Source organism: Bradyrhizobium sp. LjRoot220 (assembly GCF_964252915.1).
In the GTDB taxonomy this organism is placed as follows: domain Bacteria; phylum Pseudomonadota; class Alphaproteobacteria; order Rhizobiales; family Xanthobacteraceae; genus Bradyrhizobium.
On record NZ_CAXUPS020000002.1, the window covers coordinates 1022633 to 1042977 of the forward strand.

The window sequence follows — 20345 nt, forward strand, 5'->3', positions numbered from 1 at the left end:
TGCGAACCGCGGTCCATCTTGTCCGAACTGTTGGGGCGCGTGTCGCCCAGCCACTTTGCCTCGCCGCAACGTCCCGGTTTCCACCTGTTGATGTTGTTTACTGCCGGCAAGGGGGAGCATTTTCTCGATTTTCGTCGTGTGGCGTGCAAGGCGGGCACGCTTGTCCATGCGCGCCCTGGTCAAGTTCAACAGTTCGTTCTTGGCCAGGATCTGGAGGCCGACGTCCTGCTCTTCACGCCAGAATTCATCTTTCCCTCGATCTCGGTTTCGAGCGGAACGGCATCTGCAAGCTTGATCGACGATATCGCCACTGAAGACGTCACGGAGCTTCGGTCTGATGCGTTGGGGAATATCGCCAATGTCATGTCGGCCATAAGGCGAGCGTACAGCAAGGCAGATGACTCCAGGGTATCAGCCGCCATCTTCCAGCACCTGCTGCACGCCATGCTCCTCATGATCGCAGGCCATTACGTCAAGCGCGACGCGCCTTCCATAACGGATACCCACAAGAGGACCTTCCAAAAATTCCGCCGAGCAGTCGATGCAGAATTCAAGCAAACGCGGAGCGTTGAGCACTACGCCGAAGCTATCGGATGCTCCGCGAAGTCACTGCGCCGAGCTTGCACCATCGCGTGCGGCGCTCCGCCCAAGGCTGTGATCGAGCAACGCCTCATCCTGGAAGCGAAACGCTTGCTGGCGCAAACTGGCCTGACGGTGGAGGCTATTGCCATCAGGCCAGGCTTTAGTGAACCAACAAACTTCGTGAAGTTTTTCAGACGCCATGGAGGGATACGCCCGCTGGACTTTCGGCTAAAATTTCCTGGCGCTCGTGCAGCCTGACTCCTGGCTTCGTCACGACAATCTCACGCGAATTATCTGGCTTCGTTCCGCTCGTGCCTATGCGGTTACGCTAACGAGTCCGCCGCTAGTTTACCGTCGCGCCGGACGATTGGATGATCTTCGTCCATTTCGCCGTCTCGTCGGCGAGAAATCTTGCGAAGGCCGCGCCCGAGATACTGGCCGGCTCGGCGCCGAGTTCGGTGAAGCGTTTCTGCACCTCCGGCATTCTCAAAATCGCCTCAACCTCGCTCGCCAGTTTCGCGAGCACCGGCGCCGGGGTCTTTGCAGGCGCGACCAGGGCGAACCAGGCGGAAGCCTCGAAGCCGGGCACGCCGGATTCGGCGACCGTCGGCACGTCGGGGAGGGCGCTTGCGCGGGCGGCGCCGGCCACCGCGATCACCTTGATGGTCTTGCTCTGAACCTGCGGCAGCACCGCCGGGATGTTGTCGAACATCATGGGGATATGCCCCGCAATGAGATCCTTCATGGCGGGCGCTGCGCCCCTGTAGGGGAGGTGAACGATATTGATGCCGGTCATGCTCTTCAGCAACTCGCCCGCAAGATGGTTGGTGGAGCCGTTGCCCGACGATCCAAAGGTGATGGTGCCAGGCTTTGCCTTGGCGAGCGCAATCAGGTCCCTGACATTGCTGGCTCGGATCGATGGATGCACGGCAAGCACGATCGGCACTGTGGCCACCAGCGCGATCGGAGCGAACGCCGTCGCCGGATCATACGGCAGGTTCTTGTAGAGCGCCGCGTTGATGGTGAGCGGCGGAGGGGCCGTCAGCAGCAGCGTGTAGCCATCGGGCTCCGACGTCGCGACCGCGTCAGCGCCGATATTGCCGCCGGCGCCGGCGCGGTTCTCGATCAGGAATGTCTGTCCGGTCCGCTCATTGAGTTTTTGCGCCACGATGCGGGCGATGATGTCATTGGAGCCGCCGGCCGGAAACGGCACGACGATCTTGACGGGACGGGATGGATAATCCTGCGACGAGGCGGCGCTGCCAAACAAGAGGGCGCCGAAGGCGACGAGAATGGCGCGACGACAGAATGGCTTCATGCTGCGTTTCCTGCTGCCCGGCATCCGTCCTGCTTTTGCAGGATCCTGTGGCTGTTGCCGATATCGTTGCAGGAGTAATGCGAATGTCAACCATGGTTGGTACCTAGGCCGGAACCACTTCCCTGCGGGGGATCGTGCCGATCGCAATGCCGCCCAGGATCAGCAGCATCGCGACGACCAGGTCGGCCGTGATCACTTCACCAAGAATGATCGCAGAGCTTGCGACACCGACGACGGGGGTCGCCAGCAACCCGAGCGAGGTCACACCCGCAGGCAGGCTTCGATTGACAGTCGACATTGCCCAATTGGCCAGCGCCGTTCCAAAAACCCCGCTGAACAGAAACAGCCCGACCAGCTGCGCGCTCCATGTCGGATGCGGCACACCATCCTTCAGGAGCGCCAGCACCGAGACCACCAGCGTGGCCAGCAGCATCTGCCAGAACACCAGCTGAAACGGCGTTGATATCCAGCGATGGGCGCGCACGTACACAATGCTGACCGCCCAACACAAGGCGGCCAGCAATATGCAGCAGCTTCCGGCCAGCAGATGGGGGTCATTCCAGTTGAAGGCGAGCGGATTGAACATGACGGCGAGGCCAGTCAGGCCAACCGCCATTCCCAGCGTACGTGATGGAGTCATTCGCTCACCCAGAAACAGCCAGGCGGCGGGCATGACCCAGAGCGGCGTGGTGTAGCCAAGGACGATCGAACGGCCCACGGCGGCGAACTGCAGGCCGTAAGCGACCAGCGCCGAAAACGCCACCAGGTGGAATATCGAAGTGACGAACACCACGGGCAGGTCGCCGCGGCGCGGCACGATCATCTCGCCGCGCACGCAAAGCAGCGCGGCCAGCGCCACCGTGGCGATGCCGGAGCGGATGGCCGTCGTCCATAGCGGCGTGACGCTTTGCACGAGCGTCTTGGTAAGCGTCCAGTTCAGGCCCCAGGCCATCACGATCACCGCAAACAGCAGGAGTGCGCCGCGACGCGACAAAGGAGGCTGCATGCTGATTCCGTCGGTTGGCCTGGTGAGATCGGACCATAGCCTTGACTGGTATGAGTAACAGGTCCATTTTCAGGAAAATCATGGAGCCAGTTTTGTCCAGTCTGCTTTCCGGGACGATCGATCTGAAGTTCGCCCCGCAGGATGGCGGGCACCTGACACGTCAGATCTATGATCGTCTGCGCACCGCCATCTTGTTGGGCGCCTTGCCGCAAGGATATCGGCTTCCCTCCAGCCGGGTGCTGGCGGATGATTTCAAGGTCTCGCGAAACACCGTTTCATCGGTCATCGATCAGCTGGCCGTGGAAGGTTACATCGTCGTCGCGCGCGGACGCCGCCCGGTGGTCGCGGCGGTTGAGAAGATGCAGCTGATCTCCACTGAGCAACCTGCGGATCATCAGCGGTCCGGCTTCATGCGGGTCTCGCGTTGGGCCAGGCAGGTCAGCCGATCCGACTGGCACTTCACCAACGAAGGCGGCCGTCCGCGGCCATTTGCTCCGGGGCTCGCCGATGCCCGCGAATTTCCACACGAAGTGTGGGCGCGCTGTCTGCGCCGTGCGGCCCTCAGCCGGCATGCGGCGGGAATCAGGGCCAATCATCCGGCGCTTCGCGCGGCGCTGCTCAGTCATCTCGTGGAGCATCGCGGCGTCAAGGCTGACGCGCGAAGACTTATCATTACGTCGTCGGCCCAGGCGGCGATCGAATTGATCTCCCGCGTCGTTCTCAACGAGGGGGATCTGGCGTGGATCGAAAGCCCGGGATATGGCGGCGCGCGTGTAGCGCTCGAGGCGACGGGTGCCCGGGTCAAAGGAATTGCGCTCGATCCAAGTGGACTGCGCCTGGCGGGGCGGACCGAGCGGCCTCGGGCGATCTTCTGCACCCCGTCGCACCAATACCCGACGGGCAGGCTGATGCCGATCAAGCGGCGCCAGGAACTGCTGGCATTCGCCGCGGAGGCGGATGCTGCGATCATCGAGGACGACTACGACAGCGAGTTTCACTTCGACGGCCGGCCGGTGGTGGCGCTGCAGGGTATCGATACGACCGGCAACGTCTTCTACGTCGGGACCTTCTCGAAACCGATGTTGCCGGATATCCGCGTCGGCTATGCGATCGTGCCCGACGGCCTCGTTGAGACATTCGAGAGAATGCAGCGGCATACCGGCCAAATGGTGATGGGTGCGATGCAGCTCGCGCTGGCGGAGTTTATCGGTGATGGGGACTTTGCAACCCATATTCGCCGGATGACCCGCCTCTATCGCGGCCGCCGCGACCGGCTGACGCAGGCGCTGACTTCAGCGGCCGGCGACAGGCTCGCCATCACGCCGCCGGCCGGCGGCATGCAACTTCTCGCCCGGCTGGAGGGCGGATCGGATGATTGCCGTCTCGTGGCCGATCTCGCCGCGATTGGAGTGACGGCGCGACCGCTTTCCCGTCATTTCACCGGAAAAGCCGCCGAGCACGGGCTGTTTCTCGGATTCGCCGCCTGGAATGAAACCGAAATCGACGCGGGCGCCGAACTCATCGGCACGACGCTTAATCGGCACACCTCATCCTGAGGTGCGAGCCTTGCGGTGCACTTGCACCGCTGGGCGAGCCTCGAAGGATGGGCCACGGGCACTTCTCATCCTTCGAGGCGCGCAAGCCAGCGGCGCAATTGCGCCGCCGAGCGCACCTACGGGTGAACGCAATTGCGTTCATCCCGGGGATGACGCGATAGGCGATCTGCCTTCAAACCGCCGGACGAAAGTGTCCGGGCGAATGTTTGGTGTCGCGCCGGATCAGGCGCCGAAGGGTGGAGGGCTCCGCATAACCCACCCGCCGGGCGATCTCGTCAACCGGCAGGCGCGTGGTCTCAAGCAAAAGTCTTGCGGTCTCAAGCCGGATGCGTTGAACGAACTGAATGGGCGTGACGCCGCAGGTCGCAGCGATGCGCCGGGCAAACGTGCGCGGCGCGAGCGCGACGGCCTCCGCGAGTTCGTCCATCGCAAAATCACGCGCGATATTTTTCCGCACCCATTTTTCGGCGCTGGCGATTTTGGGGTCCTGGCTCGCCAGGTAATTGATCGCCATGAACGGTACCTGGGAGCGACGCTCGTCCAGCAGCAGATAATTGGCGCAGGCGTGGGCGAGCTTCGGTCCGGCAAATTTGCCCACGATGGCAAGCATCAGATCCATCTGCGCCATCGCCGCGCCGCCGGTTGCGATAGGCCAGTCGGCGACGACGATCCGGTCGGTCACCAGTTCGACCATCGGATAGCGCTCGCGAAACAGCGGGCCGAGCCACCATGTCGTGGTCGCCCGCCGGTTGTTCAGTAGCCCTGTTTCCGCGAGCAGGAAGGTGCTTGCGCACGCCGCAGCGAGCGTGGCGCCGGCTTCGAACGATTGAGCGAGCATATCGCACGCACGCCGGCACGCCGGGCTCTTCAGTTTTGCGTCGAGTTCGTCCGCTGACGCAACTCCGAGGCCCAGACCCGGGACAATGACGAGGTCGGTGCCGCGCAACCTGTCTCGGCTCGGGCGTGGCCCCAGACGCACGGTCGTGACATCGAACGGTAAAGCGCGCTTGCCCGTCTTGCTGATCTGGTTGGCGGCCGCCATCACGTCGTGGGTGATGCCTGCGCTCGAAGCCAAACAGCCCTGGATCTCGACGACCGTCACCCTGGTCATGGCAAAAAATCCCTGATCAATGTCGTTTTTGACACTAGCCGGTGACCGCTGGAATCGCAATGATCGGCACAAATGCACCATTAGGTCGGAAGACGCTGTTTCTTTACGGGGAGCCACACCAATGCCGAACCGATCCATGAAGCAGGATGACCCACTCGAGGATTTCGAGTGTCGCGAGATCGCGCTCGATGGCATTGCGAAGGCGGTGCATGTCGCCGGCGCCGGGCCTGCGGTCATCGTGATGACGGAGATGCCGGGCATCAGCCCTTACGTCGCGCGTTTCGCCCGCTGGGTTCGTGACGCCGGATTCACCGTCTACATGCCTTCGCTGTTCGGCCGAGACGGCGCGGTTCCGACGCCGGAAGAGGGCGCCGCCGTGTTTCAGCGTGCCTGTGTGAGCGCCGAGTTTCGCGCCCTGGCCGCCAATCAATCAAGCCCGGTGACGCGATGGCTGCGGTCGCTGGCGAGATTTGCGCATAAAGAATGCGGCGGCCCCGGCGTCGGCGCCATCGGGATGTGTTTTACGGGCAATTTCGCGCTGACGATGATGCTGGAGCCGTCGATGCTGGCGCCGGTGCTCTCTCAGCCCTCACTGCCGCTGAACGATCCGGCTGGCATCGAAATCGCGCCGGACGAAATCAAGGCGGTGCGCGAGCGGCTCGATCGGGAAGATCTGACCGTGCTGGCCTATCGCTTTGAGGGCGACAAGTTTTGTATGGCGCAGCGCTTTGCGGCCTATCAGGAAGCGCTCGGCGATCGCTTCATCGGCCGGGTGCTACCCGACAGCGCGGCGAGCAGCGATGTTCCGCCATTTTTCGAGCGCTACGTTACGACGCCGCACAGCGTCGTGACCGCCCACCTGATCGACCAAGCCGGCCAGCCAACCATCGCAGCCCGCGACGAGATTTTGGAATTTTTCAGGTACCGGTTGGCGCCCTGACGGGCCCGGCGCCGTGTGACGGCGGAACGTCTCGACCCACCCGCCAATTTGCATCAAGCTGATGCCTCTGCATAATGCCACGCATGTGAAGCAGGTGGTAATTGCTGCTGGCGGCCCGGCATTGTGAGAATCTCCATGAGCGCAGAAATCAAACCCTATCGCATCTTGGTCGGCGACGATGTGCTCGACGATCTGAAGTCGCGGTTGCGGAACACGCGCTGGCCGGAGGCCGAACTGGTCGACGACTGGAGCCAGGGCGCGCCGTTGAAATGGATCAAGGAGGTTTGCCGGTACTGGGCCGAGGAATATGACTGGCGCGCCCGCGAAGTGCGTCTCAACCGTTTTACGCAATTCACGACGGAAATCGACGGGCTCGATATTCACTTCCTGCACGTCCGCTCGCCGCATCCGCAGGCGATGCCGCTGATCATCACCCATGGCTGGCCGGGTTCGGTGGTCGAATTCCACAAGGTGATCGAGCCGCTGACCAATCCGACCGCTTTTGGCGGCAACGCTGCCGACGCATTCCACGTCGTTTGTCCCTCGCTGCCCGGCTTCGGGTTTTCGGCCAAACCGACCAGCACCGGCTGGGGTGTCGATCGCATTGCCTCGGCCTGGGCGGTGCTGATGGATCGCCTCGGCTACGCGCGTTATGGCGCGCAAGGCGGCGACTGGGGATCGGCGGTGACGACCGCGCTGGGCGCACAGGATGGCGAACATTGCGCCGGCATTCACATCACACTGGCGATGGCGGCGCGGCCCAACGTGGAGGGACAGCCGACGCCCGAGGAGGCGCGGGCGTTGCAGGGCATCAAATACTACGCCGATTGGGATTCCGGTTATTCCAAGCAGCAAGCGACCCGGCCGCAAACCCTCGGCTATGGGCTGACGGACTCGCCGAGCGGCCAAGCGGCCTGGATCCTCGAAAAATTCTGGGCCTGGACCGATTGCGACGGGCACCCCGAGAACATCCTCGGCCGCGACGAGCTGCTCGACAACGTCATGCTGTATTGGGTGACCGCGACCGCCGCCTCATCGGCGCGTCTCTACTGGGAGAGCTTTGGGCCGAAACGCCGGACGCCGCACACCGTCACGATACCGAGCGGCGTCGCGGTGTTTCCCAAGGAGATCGTCACACCGGTGCGGCGCTGGATGGAAGGAAGCTACACGGATATCCGGCATTGGCGTGAAATGCCGAAGGGCGGTCACTTCGCAGCCTTCGAGCAACCGGAGCTGTTTGTCGGGGAAGTGCGGGACTTCTTTGGGACGTTGCGTCGGACTGCCACTTAAGTCAGCCATTCCGGAAGTCCGCCCGCGGCAACGCTCGCCAATTGAGGCGCGCACCCGCCACATGTAGTAGGGATGCCGAGAGCAGGAGCCCAGCCATTCTTTGCATGGGGTTGTTTTCGCGATTTCTATCTGCGCCCCCGTACGGCGCGAACGGCCGCTAAGCGGCACGTATTTTGCATTTCTCTGGATAACAGGGGAGTGCATCCATGACATTTTTGATCCGCCGGCGCGAGTTCGTGGCCGGCCTTGGCGCCGGACTTTTGGCTGCCCCGGCGGTCGTACGGGCACAGGGCCAACCGGTCGTCATCCGCGCCGGGGCGCTGAAGCTGATCCATTCCATCGCGCCCTATTTCTACGATCAGTTCGTGCCGGCGGGCTACAAGGTCGAAGTGCTGCCGTTCGAAACCCCGACCGAATGCAAAAATGCGGTCGTGACCAAATCGGTGGATTTCGGCGCATTCGGCATCGCGGCCGCGCTGCTGGGTGCCGCGGCCGGCGAACCCGTCGTGGTGATCGCCTCGACCTGCAATCGCGGCATGGCGATCATCGCCAAGAAAGACGCCGGGATCGCCGCGCTCAAGGACCTCAAAGGCAAGCGCGTCGCGGTTTTTCCGGGCACCACGCAGGAAGTATTCTTCCTGGAGCGACTGCGGATGGAAGGCATGACCATCAAGGATGTCGAGCCGGTTCGCGTCTCCTTTAGCGAAATGCATATCGCGCTGTCGCGCGGCGACATCGACGCCTATGTCGGCGCCGAGCCCGGCCCCGGCGTCTCGCTGTCCAGCGGCGTCGGCACGCTGGTAGAGTATCCCTATTCGACCGCGATGGGATCGCTCAACATGGTGTTCGGCACGCATCGCGATGTGATCACCGAGAAGCCGGACCTTGTCCGCGTCATGCTGGGGATCCATCAGCGTGCGACCGACTTCGCATCGACCAACAAGGCGGCCATGGTAGCGATGGCCTCGAGCAAGCTCGGGCAGAAAAAGGAAGCCATCGAAGCCTCGGTCCCGAATGTCGAACTGACCTGGCGGCTTGACGCCAAGCAGATCGAACAATCGAAGATCTATGCCGACCACATGCTGGCGTTGAAGCAGATCAAGCGGCTGCCGGACTTTTCGACCTTCATCGACACCAAATTCGTCGATGCGGTGAAGCCGACCTGAACGTGAGCACGCTCGCGTCTCCCACCGGGGAAAACGCGGCTTCAGCAGAAGCCTCGGCTTCGGTGCGCGAGGCGTCATGGCTGTCGATCTGGTGGCCGCGCGTGCGACCCCTGCTGCTGGCCATGGCCTTTCCGGCGGCGATGCTGGCGGTCTGGCACTTTGCGACGGTGGGACGGCCGGGCAGCCTGATCCCGCCGCCGCATGAAGTCTGGCTTGAACTGCAGGATCTCGCCTTTGGCGGCATCAACGACGACGCTTACAGCAAGACCCTGCACATCCATTTGCTGGCTTCGATCAGTCGTGTCTATGGCGGTTTTGCACTGGCGCTGGCTGTCGCGTTGCCGCTCGGCATGCTGATCGGGCGCGTGCCGCTGGTCCGGCAACTGCTCGATCCGACCATCCAGATTCTCCGGCCCGTTCCGGTCACGGCCTGGCTGCCGCTGGCGATGATCATCTTCGGGCTCGGGCCGCGCTCGGCGTTCTTTCTGGTGTTTCTCGGCGCGTTCTATCCGATCCTGGTCAACACGATCTTTGGCGTCCGCTCGGTCGAGCCACGATTGTTCGAAGCGGCCTCGATGCTGGGCTGCAGCGAATCGGCGCAATTCTTCCGTGTCGTGTTGCCCGCTGCGTTGCCGTCGATCTTCACCGGTATGCGGCTTGGATTGGGATTTGCCTGGGTCGTGATCGTCGTCGGCGAAATGACCGGCGTGCAAACCGGCCTCGGCGCCATCATCATGGAAGCCCGTCAACTGTCGCGCACCGAGATCGTGATTTCAGGAATGATCGTGATCGGCGCCTTCGGTTTTCTGTCCGATCAATTGGTCATGCTGATCGGTCGGCGGTTGCTGGCCTGGAGTCCGTCGCATGGCTGAATCCCCGATCCTGGAAATGAAGAACGTCGGCAAGACTTATTTACAAAACGGCCGGCCGATCGAGGCGCTGCGTGGCGCCAATCTGCGGGTGAAGAAGGGTGAGTTCATCTGCCTGATCGGCGCCTCCGGCTGCGGCAAATCCACCCTGTTGCGCATGGCCGCCGGTTTCGAGGCCGCAACACACGGCGACGTTCTGATGTGGGATGTGCCGATATCAGGCCCGGGCCCGAGCCGCGGCATGGTATTTCAGGATTACGGCCTGTTTCCATGGCTCAACGTCCGCGACAATATCGGCTTCGGTCCGAAATCGCGGGGGCGGACCAAGGCCGAAATTCGTGAAACGTCCGATCGCTTCATCGAACTCGTGGGTTTGCAGAATTTCGCGGACGTCTATCCGCATCAACTTTCCGGCGGCATGAAGCAGCGCGTGGCGATTGCGCGCGTGCTGGCCAACGACGCCGAGATCGTGCTGATGGACGAGCCATTTGGTGCGCTCGATGCGATGACGCGCGAACGGCTGCAGGACGAACTGGTCGAGATCTGGTCGCGAACCGGCCTTACCGTTCTCTTCGTGACGCACTCGATCGAGGAAGCCATCTTCCTGGCCGACCGGGTGGTCGTGATGTCGCCCGGGCCGGGCCGGATCGACAACGAGTACAGCATCGATCTGCCGCGGCCGCGCGATATTGCAAGCCCGGAGTTCAACGAGTGGCGACGGCTGCTGTCCTCGCAATTGCACAGCCATCACGGCCGCAAGGCGGGGTGATGAAGTCAAGTTGAATCGGTGTGGCGGCAGACTCGCTGCACCTCTCCCGCTTGCGGGGGAGGTCGACGCGCGAAGCGCGGCGGGTGGGGGCTCCCTCCACACGATGACTCGCGGAGAGAGCCCCCACCCCAACCCTCCCCCGCAAGCGGGAGAGGGGGCGCAGTTCCCTTCGCAGCGGCTATTCGACCTAATCCCATCACGCTTCAGAGATACCAGGCGAGCACGGCCTTGAGCAGGGCGTTCTCGATCACCGGCAGCACCACGATCTGATTCATGCCGGCGGCGCGCGCCGCCTGCGACGCTACCGATTCATCGACCTTCAAATGCTCGTTGATCGCCGGCATGCCGGTCGCCCAGGCGCCGCCGATGCTGCCTTCGCCTTTGCCGATGCTCTTTGACGCGTAAAGCGATTCCAGTTCGGTGTTCTTGCTGCAGTCGCCGGACTGAAACACCAGTGCCAAGCGCGACGCGTCCGGCACCCAGATTTCAAATCGCTTGGCGATCGGGGTGGCCTGCGCGGAGAGGAACGTCATCACCCAGGTCTTGTCCGGCGAGGTCGTGTAGGGAATGCCGACGCCGCAATTGATGCCGATTTCGGAAGCTTCTTCCCAGCGCAGGAAGCGCTTGGAATTGTGCAGATCCTTGATGATCAGCGGCATGCCCGCTTTCCAGGTCCGGCCGGGCAGGCCAAAACCGCGCGGAAACTTGGTGTGCCGTGAATTGAACTCGAACATGTCGGCGGTGCCGTAATAGCCGTCGACCAGTCCCATTTCGTGGCTGACGTCAGCATCATTGTGCCAGAGCTCGATGGCGCCGACGTGCTTCTCGTCGTCACCGCAGAACAGCACCATGACAGCCATCAGGAATTCGCCGGCGAATACCGGCAGCGCCACACCGCAGGTCAATCCGGCCTCGATCGCCTCGTCCGTGCGCTTGAAGTAGGAATTCGCGAACTTGGTGAGGATCACCGGATGGCCGGAAGCCCAGGCCTTGCCGGGCAATCCTTCGTCGTAGGCGAACAGCACGTTTTCACTGACCGCCTTGAACTCCGCATATTCCTCGCTGCAAAGACTGCCGCCGAACTCCAGCCGCGTGCGGGTTCGGTCCGGCACCCACAGTTCAACCACTCGAATGAACGTCTTCATCGGGACGCACCCATCGCCTCATCGACCGCAAGCATCGGCGATTTAGCGGCGGTGTGTGCGATCAAATTACAGGCAAGGCGCGCCCAAAGATCGTGCGGAGCGTCAACGGGCCGGGTGGAACCTCAATTCCGGTAGGACGGATCGGTGCGGTCGAGTTTGCGCAGCAATGCGGGCCAGGCGAGTTCGCCATTGCGGGCCGGCCGGTCGACCCGCGGCCGCATCTTGTCGTAAGTTTCCTCCAGCACGCTTTGCGGCGGGTAGGTCAATTTGGTGTTGCAGGACAAGGCCATCACCTGCACCTGGCACGCCCGTTCCAGCCGGAACAGCACGTTGAAGGCGGACGGCACCGTGCGGCCGACGACGAGCAGGCCGTGATTGCGCAGGATCATGGCTTCATGATCGCCGAGGTCTCTCACCAGCCGTGCACGCTCGTCGACATCGTCGGCGATGCCTTCGAAATCGTGGTAGGCGATGTGGAGGAACCTCATCGAAGTCTGCGCCAGCGGCAGCAGTCCGCATTCCATCGCCGAAACCGCCATGCCTGCCGGCGTGTGCGTATGCGCGACGCAATCCATGTCGTGCTTGGCCATATGGATGGCGCTGTGAATCACGAAGCCGGCGACGTTGACGTCGTAGTCGGATGCATTGAACAGCGTGTTGCCCTCGACATCGACCTTGATCAGGCATGATGCATCGATTTCTTCGTAGAGCATCCCGTAGGGGTTGATCAGGAATTGGTCGTGTGTCCCCGGTACCCGGCAGGAGATATGGTTGGCGACCATCTCGGTCATGCCGTACATCGCCGTGAGACGGTAGCAGGCCGCCAGATCGACCCGCGCCTGCCACTCCTCCGCGCTCACCTGTTCCCGCACCGATTTCACGACTTTGATGGCTGGCGAACTGGCGGGAGGATTCATGGCGTTGCTCCAAACGGGCCGTTATTGAATTGGGGGGCCGGATTATTGGCGGGCAGGATAGCTGCGGAACTCGCTGCGCCGCAAGGCGAGCAGTACCGGTTTAATGCAGGGCTGACGGGCGAAATCCGAATGCGCCGTTGGCGCCAAATGCGCTTCGATGCCAGTATTACGGCAAGTGTTTCCGCCAGGTGAGTGCCATGAATGAAGGTCGCTATCGGCTGATCGGATCGACCGCGTCGCCTTATGCCATCAAGCTGCGGGCGCTGATGCGGTATCGCCGGATTCCTTTCGATTGGGTCATCATGAACAAGGCGCGGCGGAAGGCGACCGAGCATCTGCGGCCAAACCTGATCCCGGTGTTGCAATATCCGGACGGCACGTTTCACGGCGAGACCACGACGCTGGCCTACGATCTGGAGCGCCGTCATCGGGAGCGTTCCGTCATCCCTGATGACAAGGTGGTCGCGTTTGTCTGTGACCTTCTCGAAGACCTCGCCGATGAATGGGCGGTCAAGCCGCTGTTTCTGTATCGCTGGTGGGATCCGCAAGATCAGGCTTATGTCTCGCGCTGGGCCGCCGAGGAGTGGTCGGTGTCGGAGGCCGCGACCGGCAGCGCCGAAGAGGTCGAGCAGTTCCGCCAGCGGCAGATTTCACGCATGGTCATTCTCGGTGCAACCGCGGAGAACAAGCCACTGCTCGAAGAAAGTTACATGCGAATGCTCGCGGCCTTCGAGCCGCATGTCGGCATGACGAACTATCTGTTCGGCAGCCGGCCGTCGCTCGCCGATTTCGCCTGGTTCGGCCAGCTCAGCGAGATGGCGACCGATCCGACGCCGATGCGGATCATGCGCACGAAAGCGCCGTTCACGGATCACTGGGTGCGGCGACTGGATGACGCTTCCGGCGTTGAGGGCGAATGGTATCCGCGCGAGCGGGCGCTCGGCGGAATGGCGGAGGCGCTGCTCGGAATTGCCGGCGAACTCTATCTGCCATTCCTTGTCGCCAATGCGAAAGCTTTCGAGAAGGGTCTCGACCGGCTGGAGATCAATGTTTGGGGGCTGCCCTACGCACTGGCGCCGTTCAAATATCAGGTGAAGTGTTTGCAACAGCTCCGCGACAAGTTTGCGGCGCTGGATGCGGAAGATCGTGCGGCATTACAGCCGATACTGGAGCGCACCGGGTGCTGGTCGTATTTGATGGCTGGCTAGCGAATGACGAATTTTGGTTGAATCGGTCTGGCGGCAGGCTCGCTGCACCTCTCCCGCTTGCGGGGTCGAGACGAGCGAAGCTCGCTCTTAGGTCGTATCGCATCGATAGATGCGATACGGGTGGGGGCTCTCTCCACGAGTCGTATCGCGGAGAGAGCCCCCACCCCAGCCCTCCCCCGCAAGCGGGAGAGGGGGCGCAGCTCATTTGTGGTTGCTATCGAGTCAACTTCATCATGCGTAGGCAATCAACCCCTCGGCAACAGGGGCCGAACGGGATCATTTCCGGTGCCGGCTTCCCAGCGCGGCAGCGATCGAGTCAGGGTCCCTGATGCGCTCGATCAGCAGGTCGATGCGGTCGCTGCCCCAGAACAATTCGCCGTTGAAGACCATGGTCGGCACGCCGAACACGCCGAGCTCCTCGGCCTCGTCGATGATGCGGTCATGTTCGGCCCGAGCCGGGCCGCGGATGTAGGCTTCGAATTCGCTGGCAGAGCCGCCGACCGATGCGATCACGTCAGAGATATCCGACAGCTCGTCGATTTCGAGATCATGGCTCCAGAAGCGCCGGAACACCGTATCGTGGTAGGAACGAAACAGGCCATGACGTTGCGCGAACAGCATGCCGGCGCTGGCGTAGAAGGCGTCATAGATGCGTCGCGGCCCTTTCATGGTGAGGCCCTGCGCGTTGGCATAACGCCGCGCGTCCATATAGGCGTAGCGCACCTTGCGCCAGAAATGCGGCGTACGCTCCTCGACGGTGCCCATGAACTCGGCGACGCGCAGCGTATAGGGCAGCCATTCCAGCTCGACGTCGTATTCTTGCTCGAGTTCGAACAGCCGCTTGTTGGCGACGAAGGCGTAGGGACTCTTGTAGTCGGTGTAGATTCGTACGCGCGGTTTGGTCATCGCCGGTCCCTATCCGATCGGACAATTCTTTCCGATCCGAACGGCGGAAGCAATCCGCAGAAGCCCCATCGAATGTTGGAAGTTGTCACCGACGCAAACGAATGGGCCCCGGTGCATCTAAGGCATCGCGGGGCCCGGCATCTTCGTTTTAGCGAAGGATTTCTGGTAGGCACCAGTTGTATATCATGATCGCCAAGCGCGTGGCCTTTGCGCTTCGATCCTGCGGATATGTTTGGATTTTAGAGCGGCGCAATATGGCTAGCAGCTGCTGTTCACCAAGTTGCGTCGAGACCTTGCGGTTGAGCAAGGTCACTGGTCTGAGCCGGTGGCGTCATGCTCCTCTCCAAGAGTGGGCCGACGGACATCTGTCCGCATCCGCTGCTTGCAGTTCGATCACATGATCGGACGCCGATGCCTGCGAAGCGGGGAGCCAAACGCTCCGCTACCCCGACAGGTGCAGCAGGCGAAATGCTGCGGCAGATATCGTCAGGTGTCAAGTTGCGCCGTGCAAAATCACGCGTGGGTTCCCGCGCATAATCCCGCCAGATAGCAGATGGGAATTGGTCCCTGCGCTTGCCGTAACCTGAAACAGATCGAGGTCACGCCCTGGTCTGGCGATAGTGGGTGAAATCCGGATCGTGAGTCATCGCCCAATAGTCCACAAATCGCCACGGCATCGCCGAAAAGACCCGACCCTGGCTGTTGCGGTAGTAGGTCGACATGCCCGGATGAGACCAGATCAGCTGGGCATGCTCGGCATCGACTTTCTGGATGTACTGATCGTGCGCGTCGTGGCGGACATCGATGGCGGCGATGTCGCGTTCGATCATCTCCACCAGGCAGGCGCTGATGTAGCGGCTCTGGCACTCCGACTGAAAGATCACGCTGCCGCCATGCGCGGGTCCCGAGTTAGGGCCGAGCATCACGAACAAGTTTGGAAAATCCGGCACGGTGAGTCCGAGATAGGCGGTCGGGTTATCGTTGGCCCAGGCTTGTCTGAGGTCCTTGCCGTCACGCCCGGTGATGTTGAGGCGCGCGGCCATCTCGGTGACCTTGAAGCCGGTCGAGACCACGATGATATCGGCCGGACGCGACTTGCCGTCCGACGTGACAATGCCGTCACGGCTGAAATGATCGATCTTCTCGGTGACCAGTTCGACATTCGGCTTGGTCAGGGTCTTGAACCAGTTATTGTCGAGCAGGATGCGCTTGCCGTAGGGCGGGTAGGTCGGCACGCATTTCTCGACCAGGTCGGGACGGTCCTTCAGTTCCGAAAGGATGAAGTCCGTCAGTTCCTCGCGATGGCGGTCGTTGCCCTTGTTCACCGCGCGATCCGGATACGGCCAGCTCGGATCCTTGCGCAGGAACGGCAGCAGGCCGTCGCCATAGCGCCAGAACATGTTGAAGCGATACCACTGCACGTAAAACGGCAGATGCGCGAGCAGCCATTGTGCGCCGTCGCTGATCGGGTCGGAATAGCCGGCGACCGGCCGGGCCCATTGCGCCGTGCGTTGATAAACGGTCAGCGACGCCACGCGGTCCGCAATCGACGGCACCAGCTGCATCGCGGTGGCGCCGGTGCCGATGACAGCGACGTGCTTGCCGTCGAACTTGATGTTGTCCGACCACAAGGCGGAGTGCAGGGTCTGGCCTTTGAAGTTCTCTTCACCTTTGAAATGCGCGGGCGAGGGATCATTGAGCTGGCCGATCGCGCTGACGAGCGTCGTCGATTCAAAAATCTCCTCGCCATGCACTGTCTTAAGCGTTGAAATCCAGCGCCGCTTGCTCTCATCCCAGCGCGAGGACGTCAGCTCGGTGTTGAGCCGGAGGTGCTTTCGAATGTCGTATTCGAGCGCGACTTTCTTGAGATAGTCGAGCAGTTCCTGGCGCTGGGCGAAGTAACGTGTCCACGGATTTCGCGTGCCGAACGAGAAGGAGTAGGAATGATTCGGCGTGTCGACGCCGCAACCGGGGTAGCGATTGACGTACCAGGTGCCGCCGAGCTCGGCGTTCTTCTCGACGATGGTGTAGGGAATGCCGAGCCGGCCAAGCGCGACGCCCAGCGCGATCGCGCAAACCCCGGCGCCGACGATCAGGACATGCTGCCGCGCCAGCTTCTCGCCGGCCGGAGCGGTGGTCCAGCGCGCGTCGCGGGGAATAAAACCCATTTCCTCGCGCATCAAGGGCGCATATTCCGGTGTGACGTTCTCGCCCAGCGTCGCGCGCATCATCCGCAGCATCAATTCGTCGCCGGGATCTGATATCACCGGCTTCGGCTCGCCATTGGCGAACAGTTTGACGACGGCGGCGCGGATTTCGTCCTGCACGTCGCGGGGCAAGCCGGCTTCGGGATCGGGAATCAGACGGACGTCGCGCCGCGGCTGGTATGGCGGCTTCAGCCAGCGCTCGTCGCCGGTCATGTGGACCAGCACCATCAGCAGCACGCGGATGTCACCCTCGGCGATCGCGGATTCGAGATCGAGTGTCTTGCGGGGCATTTCGATGTTCATGCGCTTATCCCTTTTACGCGCCCGGAGCTTCACGCAGGCCGCCATAGGCGGCCCAGGTGGTGCCCGCGATAAATCCGGCATCGACTGGCAGATTGATTCCGGTGACACCGCTGCTCATGGGTGAAAGAAGCCACGCGATCGCCTGCGCCACTTCAATGGGCTCGACCAGCCGGTTCATCGCGGTCGGACTTTCCAGCAGGCGCTTGTTGAGCGCGCCCGAGGCAATGCCGGCTTCCAGCGCGACGGTCCGGGTGAAGCCGGGAGAGACGGCATTGACCCGCACGCCGCTGCGGCCCCATTCGGCGGCCAGCGTCTGCGTGATCTGAATGACGCCGGCCTTGGCGGCGGTATAGGCGTGGATCGGACCTGATGTCATGCCCGCAACCGAAGCGACATTGACGATGGCGCCATGCCGGCGCTCGGCCATTTTGACGCCGACGCTGCGGGCGACCAGAAATGTTCCGCGCAGGTCGATATTGACTTCGCGGTCCCATTGATCCATCCGCACCCGCTCGACCGGATGCATCTTGCCGAACACACCGGCGGCATTGACGAGGCCTGTGATCGGGCCGTGAGCCGCCTCGATATCGGCGATGCCGCTGACGACGGCGCTCTCGCTGGCGACATCGAACGGCGCGGGCCACAGCATCGTTGTGGTGCCTGAAAGCGGCTCCGGCGCAATGTCGGTGATCACGACACGCCGGCCGTGCTGAGCCAGCAGCGTGGCGGTCGCAGCGCCAATGCCGCGGCTGCCGCCGGTGACGAGAATGATACCCTCAGCGCTCATGATCGTTGCCCTTGTCGGCTGAACTGAAAAGCCCGCGCGTCATCAGCTTCCGGTAGGCGGAGATGACGTGATCCGGCACGGCCGTGACGGCTCCGCCCGAGTAGGAATACCGCCGGCTGAGATAGCCGCGCGCGCCCATCAACATCTGAACGATGGCTTCGAACTCTTCATCGCTGTAACCGTCGATCGTGCCGGCAAGCCGCGCGCGCTTCAGGATACGGACATAGGCCGTCGAGATGTTGTCGAAATGCTTCTGGTAGCCGATCGGCGCAAAGAATTCGGCCTCGTTGAGGATGCGCAGGAATTCCGGCACCTCGCGGATGAAATCGAAGAAGGCACTGAAGCGTTCGATCTCCTGCCGCGCGGTTTGCGCGGTGCCGGTGCGCGCGCGGATGAAGCGCACCATGTCGATGCCGATTGTTGGCAGCAACTGATCCAGCAGTTCCTGGCGGTTTTCGAAATGATTGTAGAACGTGCCCTGCGCGACGCCGGCTTCCTCGGTGATCCGGGCGACGGAGGCCTCGGCATAGCCGTATTTGCCGACGATCTTGGTCGCGGCATCGAATATCCTGCGCTTGGTCCAGGCGTTGCGCTCGACGCGGTTGAGCTTTGCGACCTTGCCGGATTTGGCTTGCGTTGCCTGCGTCATGCGTGAGTCTCCAGTTCGGCGCGCAGCACGCGCTTGAGCACCTTGCCGGATGGATTGCGCGGCAGGCTGTCGCGGATGATCAACTGCTTCGGCACCTTGAAGCCGGCGAGCCGGGCGCGGCAATGATCGGTCAGGGCAGGCAGTTCAAGCGCGGCGCCTTCTCCCAGCACCACGATCGCGACAGGCTTCTCGCCCCAGCGCGCGTCGGGCATGCCGATGACGGCGCATTCGCGCACCTGCGGCAATTCATAGATCACCCGCTCGACTTCGGAGGACGCGATATTCTCGCCGCCGGAGACGATCATGTCCTTCTTGCGGTCGGTGAGATAAAGAAACCCGTCCTCGTCGAGATAGCCGACGTCGCCGCTGCGGAACCAATCACCGAAGAAGGCGGCTGCGGTCTTCTCGGGGTCTTTCCAGTAGCCCTGCGTGATCTTCGGCCCGCGCAGGCAGATTTCGCCGTTCTCGCCGGGCGGAAGGCGGTTGCCGGCGTCGTCGCGGATTTCGATCTCGACATGGGCGATGGCGCGGCCGGTGGAGCCGATCTTGTCGATCTCGCGGCCGGCTTCCATGAAAGTGTCGCCGCCGCAAGTCTCGGTCAGCCCGTACGCATCGATGTAACGGGCATTCTCAAAGTATTCAGAGAAGCTGCGGATGCGCGCTTCCGGTGTTTTCTCGCCGCCGCCGATCGCCCATCGCAGGCTCGATACGTCGTAGCGTGCACGGGCCCGGCAGGTGAGGATCGCCGTGGTCATGACAGGCGCGAACCAGGCCGCGTTCAGCCGCTCGGCTTCAATCGCCGCCAACGCCTGTTCGGGTTCGAAGGTGCGATGGATCGAAAGCATGCCGCCGTGCCAGAGCACGGCAATCCCCGGCAAGTCGAGCGCGCCGACATGGTAGAGCGGGCCGACCACCAGCAACCGCGTCTCGGCGTTCAGTCCCAGCACCATTGTCTGGTCAGCGGACTTCCAGAACATGTTCTCATAGGTGAGCATCACGCCCTTGGGCCGGTCCGTGGTGCCCGACGTGTACATCAATCGCATCAGGTCGCGCGGTTGCTGCGGATGCATCGGGGCGGGCGCGATGTCAGGTGCGAGCCGCGAGACGCCGGATTGCGCGGCCTCGTCGAGCAGCACCACCGGCGCGTCACCTGCGGCGACGCCTGCCAACTCTTCATCCGCGATCAGGATGCGCGCGCCGGAATTGCCGATGATGTAACCGACCTCGTCCGCCGACAGCCGATAGTTGATCGGCAGAAACACCGCGCCGATATGGCTGGTCGCAAACACGAGTTCGAGAAACGCGGTGCTGTTCTTCATCAGCACGGCGACGACATCGCCAGCGCCGATCGCGTGCGCGGCCAGCCAGCCGCCAACCCGGCCGATGCGGCGGTCGAAGTCGGCATAGGAGATATCCACGCCGCGGTATTTCAGCGCACAGCGGTCGGGTGTCCGCCTGGCGTGAAAAGCGATGAAGCTCGAAAGATTGATCATTTCTCTGTTCAAACGGCCGGATCCGGCCCGATCTCGCGTTAGATGAATTATGACTCGTAATTCATCTTTGGCTTGACGTCACCCCCCTTGCTCTGAAATCCTTTGGGTACGGAGACGACACGA

At 62.4% G+C, this 20345-nt stretch carries 18 protein-coding genes; 8 read left to right on the forward strand and 10 right to left on the reverse strand.

Going from position 1 to position 20345, the window contains the following annotated elements; genetic code table 11:
- The first annotated feature begins 18 nt into the window (after nucleotides 1–18).
- Nucleotides 19–840, forward strand: coding sequence for a helix-turn-helix domain-containing protein (locus tag ACSQ84_RS13520; protein WP_436212137.1), 822 nt, complete (start codon nucleotides 19–21; stop codon nucleotides 838–840).
- Between the two features lie 85 nt (nucleotides 841–925).
- Here the strand turns inward: ACSQ84_RS13520 and ACSQ84_RS13525 are convergent, their stop codons facing one another.
- On the reverse strand, nucleotides 926–1900 hold the full coding sequence (locus tag ACSQ84_RS13525) for a Bug family tripartite tricarboxylate transporter substrate binding protein (RefSeq protein ID WP_436212138.1): 975 nt from the start codon (nucleotides 1898–1900) through the stop codon (nucleotides 926–928).
- A gap of 103 nt (nucleotides 1901–2003) precedes the next feature.
- On the reverse strand, nucleotides 2004–2906 hold the full coding sequence (locus ACSQ84_RS13530) for a DMT family transporter (protein WP_436212139.1): 903 nt from the start codon (nucleotides 2904–2906) through the stop codon (nucleotides 2004–2006).
- A gap of 92 nt (nucleotides 2907–2998) precedes the next feature.
- Between ACSQ84_RS13530 and ACSQ84_RS13535 the strand changes: the two genes are divergently transcribed.
- Nucleotides 2999–4462 (forward strand): PLP-dependent aminotransferase family protein, encoded by a 1464-nt coding sequence (locus tag ACSQ84_RS13535; RefSeq protein WP_436212140.1) that lies wholly within the window; start codon nucleotides 2999–3001, stop codon nucleotides 4460–4462.
- Nucleotides 4463–4634: 172 nt separating this feature from the next.
- Here the strand turns inward: ACSQ84_RS13535 and ACSQ84_RS13540 are convergent, their stop codons facing one another.
- Nucleotides 4635–5711, reverse strand: coding sequence for a GlxA family transcriptional regulator (locus tag ACSQ84_RS13540; protein ID WP_436212141.1), 1077 nt, complete (start codon nucleotides 5709–5711; stop codon nucleotides 4635–4637).
- Here ACSQ84_RS13540 and ACSQ84_RS13545 point away from each other — a divergent pair.
- The 5 genes from ACSQ84_RS13545 (at nucleotide 5695) to ACSQ84_RS13565 (ending at nucleotide 10607) form a co-directional block, all read left to right on the forward strand.
- The gene (locus tag ACSQ84_RS13545; protein ID WP_436212142.1) at nucleotides 5695–6513 is read left to right on the forward strand and encodes a dienelactone hydrolase family protein; all 819 of its coding nucleotides are present in this window, start codon (nucleotides 5695–5697) and stop codon (nucleotides 6511–6513) included. The genes ACSQ84_RS13540 and ACSQ84_RS13545 overlap by 17 nt on opposite strands.
- Nucleotides 6514–6648: 135 nt before the next feature.
- Nucleotides 6649–7803 (forward strand): epoxide hydrolase family protein, encoded by a 1155-nt coding sequence (locus ACSQ84_RS13550; protein ID WP_436212143.1) that lies wholly within the window; start codon nucleotides 6649–6651, stop codon nucleotides 7801–7803.
- A gap of 215 nt (nucleotides 7804–8018) precedes the next feature.
- The gene (locus tag ACSQ84_RS13555; RefSeq protein ID WP_436212287.1) at nucleotides 8019–8969 is read left to right on the forward strand and encodes an ABC transporter substrate-binding protein; all 951 of its coding nucleotides are present in this window, start codon (nucleotides 8019–8021) and stop codon (nucleotides 8967–8969) included.
- 122 nt (nucleotides 8970–9091) lie between these two features.
- Entirely contained in the window at nucleotides 9092–9841 is a 750-nt protein-coding gene (locus ACSQ84_RS13560) for an ABC transporter permease (protein WP_436212288.1), read from the forward strand.
- A complete protein-coding gene (locus tag ACSQ84_RS13565; RefSeq protein ID WP_436212144.1) occupies nucleotides 9834–10607 on the forward strand; it encodes an ABC transporter ATP-binding protein in 774 nt (257 codons plus the stop codon). The genes ACSQ84_RS13560 and ACSQ84_RS13565 overlap by 8 nt, the downstream gene beginning before the upstream one ends.
- Before the next feature lie 203 nt (nucleotides 10608–10810).
- Here ACSQ84_RS13565 and ACSQ84_RS13570 read toward each other — a convergent pair whose 3' ends face one another.
- Together ACSQ84_RS13570 and ACSQ84_RS13575 are read right to left on the reverse strand one after the other, a co-directional pair.
- On the reverse strand, nucleotides 10811–11752 hold the full coding sequence (locus ACSQ84_RS13570; RefSeq protein ID WP_436212145.1) for a GAF domain-containing protein: 942 nt from the start codon (nucleotides 11750–11752) through the stop codon (nucleotides 10811–10813).
- Nucleotides 11753–11874: 122 nt separating this feature from the next.
- On the reverse strand, nucleotides 11875–12669 hold the full coding sequence (locus ACSQ84_RS13575) for a class II aldolase/adducin family protein (protein WP_436212146.1): 795 nt from the start codon (nucleotides 12667–12669) through the stop codon (nucleotides 11875–11877).
- Between the two features lie 197 nt (nucleotides 12670–12866).
- Here ACSQ84_RS13575 and ACSQ84_RS13580 point away from each other — a divergent pair, with 197 nt between their 5' ends.
- A complete protein-coding gene (locus tag ACSQ84_RS13580) occupies nucleotides 12867–13877 on the forward strand; it encodes a glutathione S-transferase N-terminal domain-containing protein (protein ID WP_436212147.1) in 1011 nt (336 codons plus the stop codon).
- Between the two features lie 276 nt (nucleotides 13878–14153).
- On the opposite strand, the gene ACSQ84_RS13585 is transcribed toward ACSQ84_RS13580, so the two are convergent.
- The 5 genes from ACSQ84_RS13585 to ACSQ84_RS13605 form a co-directional block, all read right to left on the reverse strand.
- The gene (locus ACSQ84_RS13585) at nucleotides 14154–14783 is read right to left on the reverse strand and encodes a 2-hydroxychromene-2-carboxylate isomerase (protein ID WP_436212148.1); all 630 of its coding nucleotides are present in this window, start codon (nucleotides 14781–14783) and stop codon (nucleotides 14154–14156) included.
- A 599-nt stretch (nucleotides 14784–15382) separates the two neighbouring features.
- Complete coding sequence (locus ACSQ84_RS13590) at nucleotides 15383–17293, reverse strand: flavin-containing monooxygenase (protein ID WP_436212149.1); 1911 nt, start codon at nucleotides 17291–17293, stop codon at nucleotides 15383–15385.
- Nucleotides 17294–17306: 13 nt separating this feature from the next.
- On the reverse strand, nucleotides 17307–18080 hold the full coding sequence (locus ACSQ84_RS13595; RefSeq protein WP_436212150.1) for an SDR family NAD(P)-dependent oxidoreductase: 774 nt from the start codon (nucleotides 18078–18080) through the stop codon (nucleotides 17307–17309).
- A complete protein-coding gene (locus ACSQ84_RS13600) occupies nucleotides 18070–18729 on the reverse strand; it encodes a TetR/AcrR family transcriptional regulator (protein WP_436212151.1) in 660 nt (219 codons plus the stop codon). Before ACSQ84_RS13600 ends, ACSQ84_RS13595 begins: the two co-directional genes overlap by 11 nt.
- Entirely contained in the window at nucleotides 18726–20222 is a 1497-nt protein-coding gene (locus ACSQ84_RS13605) for an AMP-binding protein (RefSeq protein ID WP_436212152.1), read from the reverse strand. The genes ACSQ84_RS13600 and ACSQ84_RS13605 overlap by 4 nt, the downstream gene beginning before the upstream one ends.
- Nucleotides 20223–20345: the final 123 nt, after the last annotated feature.

Bases quoted from the DNA above. Each gene is read 5' to 3' on its own strand.
- ACSQ84_RS13565 (WP_436212144.1), top strand. From the start codon at position 9,834: ATGGCTGAATCCCCGATCCTGGAAATGAAGAACGTCGGCAAGACTTAT.
- ACSQ84_RS13540 (WP_436212141.1), bottom strand. From the start codon at position 5,711: ATGGATCGGTTCGGCATTGGTGTGGCTCCCCGTAAAGAAACAGCGTCT.
- ACSQ84_RS13600 (WP_436212151.1), bottom strand. From the start codon at position 18,729: ATGACGCAGGCAACGCAAGCCAAATCCGGCAAGGTCGCAAAGCTCAAC.
- ACSQ84_RS13560 (WP_436212288.1), top strand. From the start codon at position 9,092: ATGGCCTTTCCGGCGGCGATGCTGGCGGTCTGGCACTTTGCGACGGTG.
- ACSQ84_RS13545 (WP_436212142.1), top strand. From the start codon at position 5,695: ATGCCGAACCGATCCATGAAGCAGGATGACCCACTCGAGGATTTCGAG.
- ACSQ84_RS13590 (WP_436212149.1), bottom strand. From the start codon at position 17,293: ATGAACATCGAAATGCCCCGCAAGACACTCGATCTCGAATCCGCGATC.
- ACSQ84_RS13585 (WP_436212148.1), bottom strand. From the start codon at position 14,783: ATGACCAAACCGCGCGTACGAATCTACACCGACTACAAGAGTCCCTAC.
- ACSQ84_RS13580 (WP_436212147.1), top strand. From the start codon at position 12,867: ATGAATGAAGGTCGCTATCGGCTGATCGGATCGACCGCGTCGCCTTAT.
- ACSQ84_RS13595 (WP_436212150.1), bottom strand. From the start codon at position 18,080: ATGAGCGCTGAGGGTATCATTCTCGTCACCGGCGGCAGCCGCGGCATT.
- ACSQ84_RS13530 (WP_436212139.1), bottom strand. From the start codon at position 2,906: ATGCAGCCTCCTTTGTCGCGTCGCGGCGCACTCCTGCTGTTTGCGGTG.
- ACSQ84_RS13570 (WP_436212145.1), bottom strand. From the start codon at position 11,752: ATGAAGACGTTCATTCGAGTGGTTGAACTGTGGGTGCCGGACCGAACC.
- ACSQ84_RS13575 (WP_436212146.1), bottom strand. From the start codon at position 12,669: ATGAATCCTCCCGCCAGTTCGCCAGCCATCAAAGTCGTGAAATCGGTG.
- ACSQ84_RS13605 (WP_436212152.1), bottom strand. From the start codon at position 20,222: ATGATCAATCTTTCGAGCTTCATCGCTTTTCACGCCAGGCGGACACCC.
- ACSQ84_RS13550 (WP_436212143.1), top strand. From the start codon at position 6,649: ATGAGCGCAGAAATCAAACCCTATCGCATCTTGGTCGGCGACGATGTG.
- ACSQ84_RS13525 (WP_436212138.1), bottom strand. From the start codon at position 1,900: ATGAAGCCATTCTGTCGTCGCGCCATTCTCGTCGCCTTCGGCGCCCTC.